Consider the following 15,823-nt stretch of genomic DNA (forward strand, 5'->3'; position numbering starts at 1 on the left):
GGATTTTCTTCAAAAATCCATGGCCTTATCCAACTATTTGGCGAGCTTTAAGGTGTGATAGGATTTTTTACCTTTGCGAACCAGGACCCCATCCTCGGTTTTCAGACGGGCCACGGCCAGGGTCGCGCTCGTGCTGGTGACCTTGTCATTATCCAGGGTCAGGCCTCCGCCTTCGATCAGGCGTCGAGCTTCACTCTTACTGGTAAAAATACCCGCCAGAACCAAAATGTCCACGACGCTGACTTCATCCGCGGCCGGCAGATCCTTTGCGTTCACCAAAGCCTCTGGAGCTTCCGGCTTGCCACCGGCTCCGCCTGCAAAAAGTCCAGCCGCCATGGTTTTGGATTTGTTGGCTTCCTCTTCACCGTGAATGAGTTTGGTGGCCTCATAGGCCAGCACGATCTTGGCGTCGTTGATTTCACGACCACGGAGGGCGCCGAGGCGCTTGACTTCAGCCACGGGCAGATCGCTGAAATAGAAGAGGCACTGCTCGACCATGCTGTCATCAATATTGCGGAAGTACTGGAACAACTCGAAGGGTGGCGTAAGGTTCGGATCGATCCACACCGCGCCTTTTTCCGTTTTCCCCATTTTTTTGCCTTCCGCCGTGACCAGAAGGGGCATCGTCACGCAGAACGCCTGCTTTTGTTCCTTCCTCCGCACAAGCTCCATGCCGCCGAGCATGTTGCTCCACTGATCATCACCACCCAGCTGCACCGTGCAGTCTTCATGCTTATTGAGGTGGTAGAAATCGTAGCTCTGCAGAATCATGTAATTGAATTCAAGGAAGGAGAGACCCTTTTCCAAACGGAGGCGCACGGATTCCGCGGTCAGCATCCGGTTAACGGAAAAATGCACACCGAATTCCCGCAGAAGGGGCAGGTACTGGAGCTTCGAAAGCCAGTCGGCGTTATTCGTCACGATGCCTTTTTTGGGATCTTTGAAATCAATGAAGGGCGCGAGCTGCTTTTTAAAATGTTCCGCGCGCGCATTGATCGTCTCCGGATCCACCATCTGCCGCATATCGGTCTTGCCGGTCGGGTCGCCGATCAGAGCCGTGGCTCCGCCCAGCAAAACAATGACGCGATGACCGGCCTGCTGCCAACGGCGTAGACCCAGAACCGGAAGCAGGTGACCGACATGCAAGCTATCAGCTGTTGGATCAAAGCCGGCATAAGCCGTGCGCACGCCACTGGCCAGATGAGCCCGCAGCTCGTCCTCGTGGGTTACCTGCGCCAGCATTCCCCGTTCCTGCATTGTTTCCAAAAAGCCCATGTCCAAGTCTCCCTGTTGGATGAGCCCCTACATTTATCAATCAGCGTGGGAACAGACAAGGCCGACCTGCGTCCGGGAGGACGAAGCGGTTCCTTTTCTATGTTAAAATTACTTATTCAGACATGGAGGCCCCTATGCGACCTGATCCCCTGCAGTACCCGGCCTTGCCTACACCTGTCCTGGTTTTGGGCGCAGCCTATACGGGAAAATCGGAACTGGCGCATAAAACCCTGGATCCGGCGCGTAAAACGCTCGTGATCGGGACCGCGGATTTGTCCGAAGGTTTGATCGCTCTTCGGGTTGAAGAACTGCGGCGGCAAAGGCCGGAGCATTGGGTGCATCATGATGGTCCCTTGGACCTGGCCGGGCATCTGCGTTCGCATGCCCCTGAGTATGAGCAGATCCTGGTGGATTCGATCAATCAATGGGTCGCGAACCTTGTGCTGACTCATGCTCAAAAATATTCACTGGAGCAGCTGCAGCCTCTTTGCGAGCGCGAGGTTTTCAATTTCTGCGCCGCGGTGGAAGAGACGAGGCATCTGACCCGCATCGTGCTCGTGTCCAGTGAAGTCGGCGCGGGCATCACCCCACCAAAACCCGTGGCCCGCCTCTTCCGGCAGCTGGTGAGCCGCATCAACTGCCGCCTGGCCGAACACGCAGCGGCCGTGCTGCTGGTGAGCGCTGGCATCCCGATGCTGATCAAAGGCGAATGGCCGAATCTGCCTCAATGAGGCGCACCCAGGAAGAAAATGTCCGGACCCCGGTAAATGTCATTAGACGATGGCATGAAGAGCCTGTTAACAAGAGAGGGTCAGGCATTTTTTTTTACGGTGAACGGATTGACCACTGTCATTATAACTGAAAAACCTTCTGTGGCTCGCGACATCGCGCAGGTCCTGGGACTCACGCGCCAGGGCAAAGGCTTTATTGAAGGCCCCGACTATAAGGTGGCCTGGGCTTACGGGCATCTTGTTGGACTCGCCGAGCCGCATCAGATGAATCCCGCTTGGAAGTCCTGGCGACTCGCTGATCTGCCGATGCTTCCCGAAAGCTGGCCGCTTGAAATCATGCCGGACACTGCCGATCAGTTTGCAGTGCTCGATATGCTCATGAATGATGCGCGCACGCAGAAAATTATCTGCGCAACGGATGCCGGGCGCGAGGGTGAGCTTATCTTTCGTTATATCTATGACAAGGCCAGGTGCCGTAAGCCTGTGGAGCGGCTTTGGATTTCGTCGCTGACGCCCGAGGCCATTCGGCAGGGACTCGCTCAGCTGAAGCCGTCGCGGGAGTTTGATAGCCTGGCTGATTCTGCCAAGGCTCGCAGTCGTGCGGACTGGCTTGTGGGGATGAATCTATCCCGCGCCTGGTCGCTGGTGAGTGGCGAACATTATTCGATTGGTCGGGTGCAGACGCCGACCCTGGCCATGCTCGTCGAGCGCGAGAAGGCTATTTTGAATTTCGTGGTCGAGGACTATGCGGTTCTGCAGGCGGAATTTTCGCAGGACGGGTCCTTTCCCTATTCCACGGAATTTTTTGCGGCGGGTGAACGGAAGACGGCGCCCGTGGCCAAACGCTTCAAGCCGGATGATCCTGAGCTGCCTTCGCTTTTGACGAGGCTCCAGGCACAGACCTATGTGGTGACGAGCCTCAAGGAAAAAGCCAACCGGATGCCGCCGCCGCAGTTCTATGATTTGACCGAACTGCAACGGCATGCGAACCGAATCTTTGGCTACAGTGCGCAAAGGACTTTGGACCTGGCGCAGGATCTTTATGAGAAGTATAAGCTCATCACCTATCCGCGGACGGACAGCCGCTTTATCACCGAAGATCTTCAGAATAAATTACCGGAGATAGTCGAGACCCTCAGGCCCCGGTATGCGGACGAGCTGCCTGCAAATTTTGTGTGGCGCCCTTTGGGAAAACGTTTTGTGGATGCCGCGCAGGTCAGCGACCACCATGCGATCCTTCCCACTGGACAAAGATCGGCAAGGCTGACTGGCGATCATGAAAAATTATTCGATATGATCTGCCGGCGTCTTCTGACGGCTTATATGGATGACTTTGTCACAAGGCAAACCGATGTGATCGTTTCCGCTGCGAATGGACCGGCGGATGAAGGTTTTTTCACCCGGGGTCGCAAGGTCGTCGATGCAGGCTGGAAGGTTTTGGATTTTGGCCGGACCCACAGCGGGGAAAAGGAATTGCCTCCCGCTTTGGCTGTGGACCGTCAGCAGGATTTGCAGAAACTGCAGTCCGATCTGCGCAAGACCGTTCCCCCGCCCCGGCATACGGATGCCTCGCTCCTGACAGCGATGGAAACCGCGGGAGCGAATCTGGATGATAAGGAAATGTCGGCGGTGATGCGCGAGCACGGACTCGGAACTCCGGCGACGCGGTCGGGTATGATAGAGACTCTGATCAAGCGGCAGTATATCGAGCGGGATAAGAAAGCCTTCCGCGTGACGGAAAAGGGACTGAACCTGATCGAACTGGTCAGCGACGAGATCAAAAGTCCGGAGCTGACCGGACATTGGGAACTGAAGTTAAGTCAAATGCGAAGGGGTCAGGGGACGCTTGAGGAGTTTACGCACGAAATCATGGATTTTGTGCGGGACATGACGCGGGCCTGTCTGGATAAAAAACCTGCGGCTCCACGCCCACGGGCCGGTGCCACGAGCGCTGCTGCGGTCGAAAGCGTGAAGGTCGGTGCGCGGCCGCGAGCGGGAGCGACCGCACAGGCCGCGGTCGATGCCGTTTCATCGCCTGCTCCGCAAGCCCGCAGCGTCGTCACGCGGGGGCCTGTCGCCCCCACGCGCGAGAACCTGCGACGCATTCTGAAAGAACGCTTTGGCTTTCCCGAATTTCGCAATCATCAGGAAGCCACCTGTATGGATCTTGTGGCTGGCCGTGATGTGCTGCTGGTCATGCCCACAGGTGCGGGTAAATCTTTATGCTACCAACTGCCAGGTCTGGCCTTGGGTGGACCAACCTTGGTCATCAGTCCTTTGATCGCCCTCATGGATGATCAGGTGCAGCGCCTCCAAAGCATCGGCCTGCGGGCAGATGCGATTCACTCCGGGAAAACAAGGCCGCAGTCGCAAAAAATCTGTCAGCAGTATGCGGACGGCGAATTGGAATTCCTCTTCATCGCACCAGAAAGACTCGGCGTGACCGGCTTCGTTCCCTTCCTGGCCAAGCATAAACCGACTCTGATCGCGATTGATGAAGCCCACTGCATCTCACAATGGGGTCATGACTTCCGCTATGACTATCGGCGTCTGGCCGAACGCCTCACGCCGCTGCAGCCCACTGTGACCGTGGCCATGACGGCAACAGCGACCAGCCGCGTGCAAAGGGATATCATCGACAATCTTTCGCTGAAAAATCCCGCATTGCATGTGCACGGATTCCGCCGCACCAATATCGCGATCGAACATATCGAACTCAGTCGCAAGGATCGACCGATGGCGGCCATGGGCCTTTTGAAATCCGGGGCCCTGCCTGCGATCGTCTATACTCCGACCCGCAAGGACGCCGAGGCTCTGGCTCTGCTCCTGGGCCGTAAATTCCGGGCTGCCGCTTATCATGCAGGCATGGATCCCCGGAGTCGTCAGAAGGTACAGACGGACTTTCTGGAAAACCAACTCGAAGTTATCGTCGCCACCATTGCCTTTGGCATGGGTATCGACAAGGCCAACGTCAGAACGGTCGTACACATGGCTGTTCCAAGTTCCATCGAAGGCTACTATCAGGAAATCGGTCGCGCCGGACGTGATGGTCTCGATTCGCGAGCCGTGCTCTTCTTCTCCTATGCTGACGTCAAGACTCATGAATATTTTCATAAGCTCAATTATCCCGAGCTGAAAGACCTCCAGAGCATCCAAGCCAGGATTCCACGCGGTGGGATTCTGCGCATGGACCTTGCCACCCAGGTCCGTGATGATGACCTGGAGCAGCGTCTGGAGCGCCTGTTCATGGTCGAAGCCCTGGACGAGGACAGCACCGGCCTGATTACCACAACAGGAAAGCAAGGTTGGGAAAAGGCCTACGAAGAACAAAAGGCCCATCGGCATAAACAGCTGATGGAAACGATTCGCTATGTGAATGAAATGCAGCAATGCCGCATGCTCGGTCTTCTGGCGCATTTCGGTGATCCGGATGCGCGCGGAACGCCCTGCGGCATCTGCGATATCTGCTCGCCCCAAAGCAGTCAGTCCAAAGCCGTCCGCCATTGGACAGCCCAGGAAATCGGGATCATGAAAAAACTGGTCCTGCAGCTTTCCCGTGAATCCAAACCAGTTTCCACGGGTAAACTCTATCGCGATTATGCCCAGACTATGGATCTGCACCGTCGTGATTATGAGGACCTTCTTCAGGTTCTGGCGGAAGCCGGCTTTATGACCCTGGAATCGGCCAGCTTCGTCAAGGATGGGGAAACGATCGAATACAAAACAGTAGCTTTGAATCAACCGGCTGATCGCATCGTCTGGGAGGAATTGAAGCGTACCACCGTAAGACTCGATCGCAGCGCAGGAAAAAGCTCCCGCGCTCCAGCATCACCCCGACGCCGCCAGGGCGCAAGCAGCCGATCTTCGCGCGAGGAGAGCCCCGAGGCTCGTGACGTCGATCGTGTCCTCCTCGAAACGCTCAAGGTCTGGCGTAAGACGGAATCGAAAAAGCGCAAGGTCCCGGCCTATCGGATTCTGAGCGACCGCAGTCTCGAAGATCTGGCCGTGCAGAAACCTTGCGATCGCTCGCGTCTTCTTGAAGTTCATGGCATTGGCGAAGCCAAACTCGAACTCTACGGAGACTCTCTTCTGCATCTCATCACACGCTCTGTATGATTGCGGCAACGCTTAAAATTACCAGGGCAGACGGTCTGTCGACAGGACTTCGCGCGCAAAAAAAATTGCTCATAATTCAAACCGATATTGCCCTTTTTCCAGCGTTCGGCTGATAACCGAACAGATCTTTCTTCACCATTTTCTGGAAAGGGTTATGGACATGAAGCTTGTGAAAGTACTTTTGGCCTTTGGTCTTGGCTTTTGGATGAACTTTGCTCAATCCGCGACTATGGAACACAGCCGTTCCATGCCACCAAAAGGTCCTGATCAAGGATCTTCAGATATCGTTTCCATCGCCATGGAAGATACACGCCTGACCACGCTGGTCAAAGCTTTGAAAGCGGCCGACCTTGTCAGCACGCTTCAAGGCGAAGGTCCTTTCACGGTCTTTGCGCCCACCAATGAAGCCTTCGATAAGCTCGGAGCGGAAACCATCGAAGCTCTGCTGGCCGACAAGGAAAAACTGAGCAATATCCTGCTCTATCACGTCGTCCCCAATGCAGCTGTCGACTTTACCGCCGCCACTCAATTGACCGAAGCCCAGGCTGCCAATGGCCGCCCTCTGCGGATTACCTTTGAAGACAATCTGCTTCGAATCAATGACGCCCTGGTTGTGGTCATGGATATCAAAGCCGCCAACGGCATTATCCATATCATCGACACCGTACTCATGCCCGAGCAGCGCCAGTAAAATGGAAAAGCCCCGATCTCTGCGACCGGGGCTGCGCTCCGCCCGATATCATGAGGCCTTCTGAAGCGGGATCGCGTGATCACTCAGCTCGGTCACGACATCGGCCGGCAGGTCGATGACGAAACTCAAGGCCGGGACCGCTTTATCCTTTTGCTGCAGTTCCAGGCGTATCGTCCCGCCCAGATCCCTGGCCAGACTTCGAACCGCGGAAAGTCCCATGCCGCGACCTGAAACCTGATTCTCCTGGGCTCTGGTGCTCAATCCAGGTTCAAAAATCAGCTGCGCAAGATCCTCGGTACTCATGCTTGCCGTCGAAGTCAGTATCCCAAGGCTTTGCGCCTTATCCTGAATACGATTCAAATTCAGACCACGCCCATCATCCTGCAGATGGATCGAGACACCATGATGGCTACGGGTCAGGTGAATATGGATGGAGCCGCGCGCCGGCTTGCCGGCATGAAGACGTTCCTGCTCAGGCTCCAGGCCATGGTCCAAAGAGTTTCGAATCAGATGATTGAAAATACTTTCCAAAGCCGCATGGGTCTTGCGATGGAAGCCCAGCGCATTCTGCGGAACGTTGATCTGGGGCGGCAGCTTCCCAAGTTCCTGAGCCAGAGGCGCGGAACCACTCACCACGCTTTCCAGGATAAGGTTAAGGGGGGAGTATTCAAAAATCCGGATATTCGCAGCGATCTCGGTCAGGGCCTCTGCGGCTGGGACAGCGCCGTCCTGATAGGAACGCAGAAGATCGAGGGTCTTTTCAACAAAGTGATGCCGCTGCATCTGCTCGGGTTTTTCATTATAACCAAAGGCTTTGGCGGCCATCGCTGCATAAGAGTCCAGCTCCTCGCGAATCGCGGCCAGATCGCGCAGACGATCGCTGGTGTTCCAGGATTCATGTATGACATGGACCGAAACCTTGTAATGCTCCTCGGCGTCATGCACGAGATTCGTGATGCCACGGAACCCAAACATCCTTGCGTTGCCCTTGATCGTATGCAATTCGCGATAGAGGTCCTGCAGGCTGGCGATCGTGATCAGATGCCCCTCCCTTTCCAAAAGGTCGCGGCAGTGATCCAAAGCCGTTACAGAGTTGCGATGAAACTGCTGGAAGCGATCGCTGCTGGTGCTGACGAGCTGACTCAGGATCTCAAGCTCCCTCTGCTGATTAAGGTTCACTTTTTCCAGCATCCTGAGTTCGGAAACATCACGCAGGCTCACCAGAATCTTTTCGACGACGCTGGCGTCATTGAAAATGGGAGTCCAGTCGATCTCCACGGTTTTTTCGCGGGAATGGGAAAAGTTCAGAATCAACTGGCGCGGAAGAATGTGTTGGTTCGCGGAAAAGCCAATTTCCTCCGCGCCGATGGAAAAGTCCAAAACTGACAGAATCTGTTCCAAAGAATCCGCGTCGATCGCAGCCTTTTGTAAAAGAACCTCCTTCACATCACATCCCGCGATATCCGACCGTTCGAGCAGTTCGGTCGTGTACACGGAATATTCGGGATGAATCCGCCGGCCGTCCGTGATCGTGAAAATACCCTGCCTGATATAACGCAGCATATTCAGGATATCGAGCTGCTGCTGACGGTTCAAAGCCTCCGCCTGCTTCAGCTTGCTGATATAGGTGGCTATTTCATCCGAAGACTGCCGACAGACCTGTTCATAACGACTTTCGCGCTCCTTGAAGTCATCATAGCTCGTATCCACCCGCCCTAAAAATTCCCGGAAGGCTTCCGCCGGGATGGGCGAACCGTCCAGCTCAATCTTGCAGCGTTTCAGTTGCCTTAACAGTATCGAAGAAAGTTCCTTTTCCATATGCCAAGCCTCGGCTTTACTTCTCGTAAAGCATGATCAGATTCATGGTTTGATTATGCAGAGAGCAAATCCCTGATGCATCGGTGGCGATCTCTCCGAACGCATAGAATCCATTGACCACGTATTTTTGCGATTTGAATTGATCGCGGATGGATTCAATCTCGTCATCCACGAATTCGCCCATCACGAGTTTGCGTGTCAGGCAGCTGACGGGGATCAGAAGATACTGCGTATTATCGCCTTTGGCATGACGCTGAAAGATCTGCTGCGCTGCCTTCTCGGAACCATCAATCAGGTTATCGGTCGCGGCCATCATCAGGCGGATTTTGGAACCTTCCGGTACTTCGCCCGTGTAGGTGATCGACTTCTCTTCCTGGTTGATTCCAAAAGGCGTCCGAATCAGCTCATCATCCTTGATACGATAGTCCTTGCTGACGGCGATGGGATATTGAATCGCGAGCTGGTCGATGCGGAGGATTTTTTCGCCCAGAAATTCCTCATAGAAGCTGAGGGCGGGCTTGCCGTCCACTTCATAGAGGGTATTGCGCACCGATTTGGTCACAGTCCTTTCCACGCCGATCGGGGTGACACCCGCATGGGAACTGACCATAAGCTCCACGCCGGCACCATAAAAGCCGAGGCCGATCACAGCATCACGATGGATACCGTCACGATCAATGATCCAGGTATCCTTGATCAAAGGATCTCCAGCCAGACCTCCGGCGATCACCACCTTTTTCTGGTTGGCCTTGTTGATGCCGCGCGAAAACTGGTCACCGTTCATAAAACCATTGCCAAAGACCAAAGCTCCGCAGAAGCCTTCCCTATCCAAGGCCTGATACAGCTGCTCACCGCAGGCGAAGGACTGGTCGTAATCCTTGTAGGGAATGCGCGCCACTTTCATATTCGTTCGTTCCAGCCGGCACACAGTCACAGTCAGCGTATTGAGATACTGATTGGCATCATGAATTTCCCCGGCTGTCGAGCAGCCAATGATATGGGACTTGGGAAAGTTTTTGATGACTTCATTCACGGCCACCACCGGGTTCCCAAAGAGAAGAACCATGGTGTTCTCAGAGTCCATATCCCTGGGTAGAGCGTGACTCCACCGGCCATCTGCATAATTTACGGTCTGGACTTTCATTCCTGTCTCCGCGCAAAAAATTTGACCAAGAAACGTACGTTCCGTTCCTATCGTCGCGGGTCCCCGCGGCTTCAGTGCTCGGGAAAAAAAGATGAAAGGACGCGGATTGAATGAAGATTTTTGCGCGCAGGCGGATCCTAATTTAAACGGACTATATTCTGCGCACAGGAAAAGCAAGCTGTGCAGGTCAAAAGGCTGGGCTCCCTTTCAATTCTTACAGGGAAATAAAAGATCTCTGAAGACCCTTAACCAGCAGCCTGAACTCCGCGGACGCGATCCTTATCTTGAATACTGTCGGCAGGATAAAGTATCACCGCGGCACCCTCGGAAGGTCCTGATTCCAGCACCGCCTCATCATTATTCCGAAGGCCGATCTCAACAGGGGTCAGGATCGCCCGCTCATCAATGATTTGAAAGACCGCCCAGCCCTCTCCATGGCGAATCAAAGCTCCGATGGGAACCTTGAGTACATCATCAACCTTTGCGATCTGAATGCGCACTTCGTTGTGAAAGCGGCTTCCGATATTTTTTAAAGTGGCGGGCTGCACCTCGGTGAATTCAGCTACAACCTCCGTGCGCTCCTCCTCGACGCCCAGAGCTGATTGCTTCACAAAACCGGCCCGACTCACGCGACTTACGACTGCATGCAGCAAGCCCGGCCCACCCCAATCCGAAGCCAGGACCTTATTCCCAGGACGGACTTTGACCGCATCGGTCGTCAGAAGCTCGGCCACCACCTCCAGCTGCTTGGGATCCATGATCTCCAAGAGGGGATCACCGCGATTCACAGGCCCTGTGGAGTTGCGAAAAACCTTCGTGATCACGCCATCCACCGGCGACCTCACGATCAGGCGACGATCCCAATAAAGAGTCGTCAAAGCCTGACCTTTCGTGACTCGATCCCCCACGTTCACCTGAATGCGTTCCATGATATCCCCCGTGGCAAAGGCCGACAGGATGCGAATATCCTTGGACCGAAAATAGCCATCGGCTCGAATCTCCATCGTAAACTCCCCCCGTGTGATCGGAGCCGCATCGACCGCTATCGCTTCAGGTTTCCAGATCAACCAACCCAAACCAGCAAGGCTCGCCAGAAAAATCCCGGCCAGGACATAGGCCTTACGTTTCCAGCGGATGGAAGAGGAGACGGGATCCATACATCACTCCTTGGCTTTTAACGCTTCGGTCAGGCTCAGGCCCCGCAGCAGTCGGGAGAGACTCCAGGCACTGAAAATCAAAGCGACCAGCATGGTCGCGATGCCGACAGCATAGGTCGACCACAGCGCCAGCACAGGCGGACTCAGGGTTTCCGTGCGCATGCTGCCCAGCAGCCATTCGGTCATTTTATAGCCGAGCCACGATCCAGGGATTAGAGAGGCATAGACCTGGATCAAGATCACATCCATCAGAAGCAGAAAGAGAAAAATGTTATCAAAGCCCAGAACCTGCAGCGTGGCCATTTCCCGCGCCCGCTCTGAGAAATTCATGATGACAGTGTTATAAATCAGACCGATCGCAATGATGAAAGCGAAAAGGGTCAAAAGTCCAGTGGACAGCTGCAGCATGCCGCCCATGGACTCATAGAACCCATTGTAGACTGCAGCCCGAAGACTGACCGTCGCAACCAAAGGGTATTGATTCAGCTTGAAATAAAGCCTGGAAAGTCCATGCGGATCGACCTTCAAAGCGATAAGATTATAGCCGGGCTCTTCATCCAGCAGTTCCCAAAGCTCTTCGATACGCATATGAAGGGTGGTTCCCATCAACTCATCGCTGAAGCCCGAAATCGTCATCGTCCGTCGCGGGAAGGCCCCTTCCAGAACCTCCAGTTCAATCCTGTCCCCTGCCTTCAGCCCCCATTCCGTCTGAAAATAACGGCTCAGAAAGAGTCCGTGCACCGGCAGGGGCAGATGCTCCAGGTCGCTATTCAGCCTTTGCCTGAGCTCGGAACGCGCGGGCCAGCCCAGAAGGGCCGTTTCCTTCTGCCTCCGCTCATGATGAATCCGCACCGCAGCTGCTCTATAGCCTTCGACCCGCTGAACGCCTTTTAAATCTGCCAGCTGCTGAAGGCCACTCACGGCAACAGGGCGCTGGAGCGTGATACTGATATCCTCGCGCTGGACATACTGGAACTGTGTCGTCAAAAGAAAGTCCACCATATCTTTCATCGAACCCGAACTGACCATGATAGCGAGCGCAGCCGCTATCCCGAACATGGTTAAACCGAGACGCCAGGGGCGCAGCATCAGATTGCGCAAAGTCATGCGGGTACTGACGGGGAGTTTTTCCCCTAAAAATAGCCGGTCCAGAAAGATGGCATGATACGCCGGAGGCACAGGCGGCTTCAAAGCTTCCGCAGGATGCAGCCGGAGTATGGAGCGAATCGCCGTCATGCCCCCCAGAACGCCGGAGCCAATGCCCGTCGCAAAACTCAAAAGCAGAATACGGGGATCGACCACAGGGATCAGAGCAGGGAAGCGAAAAAAATCCTGATACATATCGACAATGAAACGGCCTAAGAGAATTCCAATGCCACAGGCGGGTATGGTTCCGAAAAGCATCATCACGATGATGAGCTTTGTGTAATGCCATGCGATCTCGCGATCATGGTAGCCGACGGCTTTCAGCACGGCGATCTGTGGCCTGTGGGTATGAATCAAACGCGACATGATCACATGAATCAGAAAGATCGCTATGCTCAAAAAAACCAGAGGACTGATCCGCGACAGGGTCTTCTGCTCGGTCAGCTCATCCTCCAAGAACATGTCCGAAGGCAGGTTCATGCGCTCATGAATGGCCTTGTTTCCATAGGCGTTTAAAAGAATCCGCATATCGTCTTTGATCGGTGCTATTGCCCGACTTTTATTCAGCGTCACGGCCACGCTATTGAATGAGTCCTGAAACCCGACGAGGCGGCCCAGAACCGGCTCAATCATCCAAAGGACCGCGAAGTGACGATCATCAGGCAGGGGCACAGCGGACCCGAGAGCATAGACATATTCCGGTGAGAGACCCCGGCCTACAATCTGCAGGCGGACCTTCTGCCCTTTGACGAGCACGCTGATGAAATCGCCGGGCTTGAGGTGATGAGCTGCAGCAAAGGCTTCATGCAGAAAAACCTCGGGAATCTGCGCCTCACGCGGCAATCGTCCTTCCCGCACAAAAATTCGATTCAGCCGGGGCTGTCCTGCGGAAGGCAGCGACAGGATCAGCCCCACGGCCGGCTCGTCCTGACCCCGAACTTCGATCAAACCATCGGCCAGGATGCGTTCCTCGACGTTCTGAATGCCTGGGATAGCGCGCATGCGATCCATGATGCCGCGTGGAGCGGCCTGGAATTCGGCGAAGATTTCGGCAAAGCGATAGTCCCTATAGAAGGAATCGCGGGCGGCATGGAGGGAATCATAGGAAATATGGGTCGCAATCATCAGGGACAGTCCGCAGATGATCAAAAGGGCAATCGTGATGACCTGGGGTCGCAGCTGACGCAACTCACGCAGAATTTTCCGATCGAGCGCCGATTTCACCATAGGATCTCGTCCACTTTTTTGCGGCTCTTGTTTTGATCTTCGTGCGAAATCTGGCCGTTTGCCAAATGAATGACGCGATCCGCGAGTCCGGCAATCGCGGCATTGTGTGTGATCACGACGACCAGCGTGCCGAGTTCCTCGTTGATTTTCAGGATGGTCTCCAAAACGAGTTTACCTGTTTGAAAATCAAGGGCTCCCGTCGGTTCATCACAAAGCAGGATATCCGGGCGTTTGGCGACCTCACGGGCGATTGCGATGCGCTGCTGTTCGCCACCCGACAGCTGCGAGGGAAAATGCTGAGCCCGCTCGGCAAGACCCACCATCGCCAGTGCCTCATGCACATTCATGGGGCGGTCCACCAGATCTGTGACCAGAGCAATATTTTCGGCCGCCGTCAGACTCGGAATTAAATTGTAGAATTGAAAGACAAAACCCACATGCTCCCGGCGGAACCTTGTCAGTTCATGCGCACGGGCTTGAACGAGGTTATGATCACGATAGTGAACCTCGCCCTGTGTGGCCGAATCGAGTCCCCCGAGGATATTCAGCAGTGTGGATTTCCCACTGCCTGAAGGGCCAAGGAGCACCACAAATTCCGAAGATTCTTTGCCTGGTCGATTCGCCCATAATTTCCCTGATCTCACGTGACTCAACGTCCAGGGATAATGAGCAGCAAATTAAGTGCCAGATTTGGAATCAGCTTTGACCAGGCTCTTCACGAAACCCCGGTGGCAATCCCCACAGTCCTGCGGAAAAAAACGCAGAGCAGCGGACTGAAGCATGCAGATCAATCCTTGCGCGCAATAAAATGCACGTAGCGGGCAAAATCACGATAGGGACTGAGTTTTCTGTAGCGGCGTTCCAGGGTCAGAAGATCATCAAGCTCGTGGAAGTCTTTCGCCTTGTTCGGGAAATAATCGTAAAAGCAGCGCAGGCCCGCATGCAGTTCGATAGTCAAGCCCTGAGCGATCAAAGCATCGCGCACGCGTTCCGGCTCGATGGGATTCGGTGGGGTCATCGCGTTGCTGCTGCCAGCGTAATCGTCGCCGTGCAGAATACGCTTGAAATCGCCTTTGATCAGGCTATTGAACACCGAGCGGTGCTTATTGTAAATGGTCAGCGAAAGATACGCGCCGGGATTCAGGCTCTGGGAAATCAAAGGCAGAAGCGCATAGGGATCATGCAGCCATTCCATAACCGCATGGATACAGATCAGATCAAACTTTTGACCGGATGCCAGCGCATCCTGGGCCGCCATCTGCTTTACGGTCATGCGGCCTTCAAGCCCGAGTTCACGCGCTTCGGCTGCGGTATGCTCCACCATCTTCGCTGAAATATCCGTGGCCAGCACCTGATGGCCTTTTTTCGCCAGCCAGAGCCCCATATCACCCAGACCGCAGCCGCTATCCAGCACCGAAAGCGTCCGCCCCTCGTCTTTCAGAACGTATTCCAAAAGATCCTCACGGATCAGCGCTTCACGCACGAGGCCTTTTTTATTGGTTTTGATGCGGGATTGAAAACGGTCGAAGATTTCATCGAAATTACGGTCGTGACCCATGGCAGCTTCACTTTCGGCAGGCAAAAGAAAAAATCCGGGGAAAAGACTCTCCCCGGACAAGTCGAAATCAGCTGAGCCGATCCCGATAGTATTCGTAACCAAAGGACTTGATGAGCTGGTAGCTATCATCCGGATGACGCAAGACAATGGACGGCAGTCGCACACCATTGAAGTTGCTCGTCTTCACCATCGTGTAGTGGGACATATCGAGCAGCACAATGCGCTGGCCGATCTGAAGAGGCTGATCGAAGGAATAGTCCCCCACCACGTCACCCGCAAGGCAGGTCAGCCCGCCGAGGCGATAGGTATAAGGTTTTTCCCCGGGCATCCCCCCACCCACGATATCAGGGCGATAGGGCATTTCCAGAACATCAGGCATGTGCGCCGTGGCACTCGTATCGAGGATCACAAGCGGCATGCCGTTTTCAATAATATCCATCACCGTTGCCACCAGGACGCCGGTGCGAATCGCAATCGCTTCCCCCGGTTCCAGGTAAACTTCAACGTGGGGATAACGCGCCTTGAAACCTTTGACGACACGAACAAGACGCTCGCGATCATAATCAGGGCGCGTGATGTGATGCCCGCCGCCGAAGTTGATCCACTTCATCCGCGGAATGAATTCACCGAACTTCTCTTCCACCGCTGCGAGCGTCCGCTCCAGGGCATCCGAGTTCAGCTGGCAAAGATTGTGAAAATGCAGGCCTTCGATTCCATCCAGTTCGTCCGGATGGAATTGAGCACGGGTCGTTCCCAGACGCGAAAAGCGTGCGCAGGGGTCGTAGAGCTCGACTTCCGCTTCACGGTGTTCGGGGTTCACCCGAATGCCGCAGGAAATCTTGCGACCGCTGCCCAGCACCTTGGCCTTGTGCTGACGCCACTGGTTAAAGGAGTTGAACACGACGTGATCGCAGAGCTCCACGATCTCGTTCATGTCCGCATCACTATAAGCCGGCGCGT

Annotated in this window: 10 protein-coding genes and 1 pseudogene; 3 read left to right on the plus strand and 8 right to left on the minus strand. The window is 54.8% G+C overall.

The annotated features are described in order from the left end of the window. Positions 1 to 33: 33 nt before the first annotated feature. Entirely contained in the window at positions 34 to 1,275 is a 1,242-nt protein-coding gene (gene tyrS, locus VFO10_RS05850) for a tyrosine--tRNA ligase (protein WP_325138008.1), read from the minus strand. A 134-nt stretch (positions 1,276 to 1,409) separates the two neighbouring features. Between tyrS and VFO10_RS05855 the strand changes: the two genes are divergently transcribed. From VFO10_RS05855 to VFO10_RS05865, 3 genes are all read left to right on the plus strand, one after another. Beyond that, positions 1,410 to 2,006, plus strand: a complete 597-nt coding sequence (locus tag VFO10_RS05855; protein WP_325138010.1) for a bifunctional adenosylcobinamide kinase/adenosylcobinamide-phosphate guanylyltransferase — start codon at positions 1,410 to 1,412, stop codon at positions 2,004 to 2,006. Between the two features lie 54 nt (positions 2,007 to 2,060). Beyond that, entirely contained in the window at positions 2,061 to 6,122 is a 4,062-nt protein-coding gene (locus VFO10_RS05860; RefSeq protein WP_325138012.1) for a DNA topoisomerase 3, read from the plus strand. 154 nt (positions 6,123 to 6,276) lie between these two features. Beyond that, entirely contained in the window at positions 6,277 to 6,813 is a 537-nt protein-coding gene (locus tag VFO10_RS05865; protein ID WP_325138014.1) for a fasciclin domain-containing protein, read from the plus strand. A gap of 48 nt (positions 6,814 to 6,861) precedes the next feature. Here VFO10_RS05865 and VFO10_RS05870 read toward each other — a convergent pair whose 3' ends face one another. The 7 genes and pseudogenes from VFO10_RS05870 to nspC all read right to left on the minus strand — a co-directional run. Next, positions 6,862 to 8,631 carry an ATP-binding protein gene (locus VFO10_RS05870; RefSeq protein ID WP_325138016.1) on the minus strand — a complete coding sequence of 590 codons (1,770 nt, stop codon included), beginning with the start codon at positions 8,629 to 8,631 and terminating at the stop codon, positions 6,862 to 6,864. A 16-nt stretch (positions 8,632 to 8,647) separates the two neighbouring features. After that, positions 8,648 to 9,697: an FIST signal transduction protein gene (locus tag VFO10_RS05875; RefSeq protein ID WP_325138018.1), complete on the minus strand. Its 1,050-nt coding sequence runs from the start codon at positions 9,695 to 9,697 to the stop codon at positions 8,648 to 8,650. 323 nt (positions 9,698 to 10,020) lie between these two features. Further along, the gene (locus VFO10_RS05880; protein WP_325138020.1) at positions 10,021 to 10,932 is read right to left on the minus strand and encodes an HlyD family efflux transporter periplasmic adaptor subunit; all 912 of its coding nucleotides are present in this window, start codon (positions 10,930 to 10,932) and stop codon (positions 10,021 to 10,023) included. 3 nt (positions 10,933 to 10,935) lie between these two features. After that, positions 10,936 to 13,305 (minus strand): ABC transporter permease, encoded by a 2,370-nt coding sequence (locus VFO10_RS05885; protein ID WP_325138021.1) that lies wholly within the window; start codon positions 13,303 to 13,305, stop codon positions 10,936 to 10,938. Then, positions 13,299 to 13,901 (minus strand): annotated as a pseudogene (locus VFO10_RS05890) (ABC transporter ATP-binding protein); the annotation flags it as partial. The gene VFO10_RS05885 and the pseudogene VFO10_RS05890, both read right to left, overlap by 7 nt. Positions 13,902 to 14,092: 191 nt before the next feature. Beyond that, a complete protein-coding gene (locus tag VFO10_RS05895) occupies positions 14,093 to 14,863 on the minus strand; it encodes a methyltransferase domain-containing protein (protein ID WP_325138025.1) in 771 nt (256 codons plus the stop codon). 67 nt (positions 14,864 to 14,930) lie between these two features. Continuing rightward, positions 14,931 to 15,823 (minus strand): carboxynorspermidine decarboxylase (gene nspC / locus VFO10_RS05900; RefSeq protein ID WP_325138027.1); only part of this gene is annotated, 893 nt, incomplete at its 5' end.

This window comes from Oligoflexus sp., assembly GCF_035712445.1.
GTDB lineage: Bacteria > Bdellovibrionota_B > Oligoflexia > Oligoflexales > Oligoflexaceae > Oligoflexus.

Coding starts and splice junctions, on each gene's coding strand:
- VFO10_RS05895 (WP_325138025.1), bottom strand. CDS start 14,863: ATGGGTCACGACCGTAATTTCGATGAAATCTTCGACCGTTTTCAATCC.
- VFO10_RS05865 (WP_325138014.1), top strand. CDS start 6,277: ATGGACATGAAGCTTGTGAAAGTACTTTTGGCCTTTGGTCTTGGCTTT.
- VFO10_RS05860 (WP_325138012.1), top strand. CDS start 2,061: ATGAAGAGCCTGTTAACAAGAGAGGGTCAGGCATTTTTTTTTACGGTG.
- VFO10_RS05855 (WP_325138010.1), top strand. CDS start 1,410: ATGCGACCTGATCCCCTGCAGTACCCGGCCTTGCCTACACCTGTCCTG.
- VFO10_RS05880 (WP_325138020.1), bottom strand. CDS start 10,932: ATGGATCCCGTCTCCTCTTCCATCCGCTGGAAACGTAAGGCCTATGTC.
- VFO10_RS05875 (WP_325138018.1), bottom strand. CDS start 9,697: ATGGTTCTTCTCTTTGGGAACCCGGTGGTGGCCGTGAATGAAGTCATC.
- VFO10_RS05885 (WP_325138021.1), bottom strand. CDS start 13,305: ATGGTGAAATCGGCGCTCGATCGGAAAATTCTGCGTGAGTTGCGTCAG.
- VFO10_RS05870 (WP_325138016.1), bottom strand. CDS start 8,631: ATGGAAAAGGAACTTTCTTCGATACTGTTAAGGCAACTGAAACGCTGC.
- tyrS (WP_325138008.1), bottom strand. CDS start 1,275: ATGGGCTTTTTGGAAACAATGCAGGAACGGGGAATGCTGGCGCAGGTA.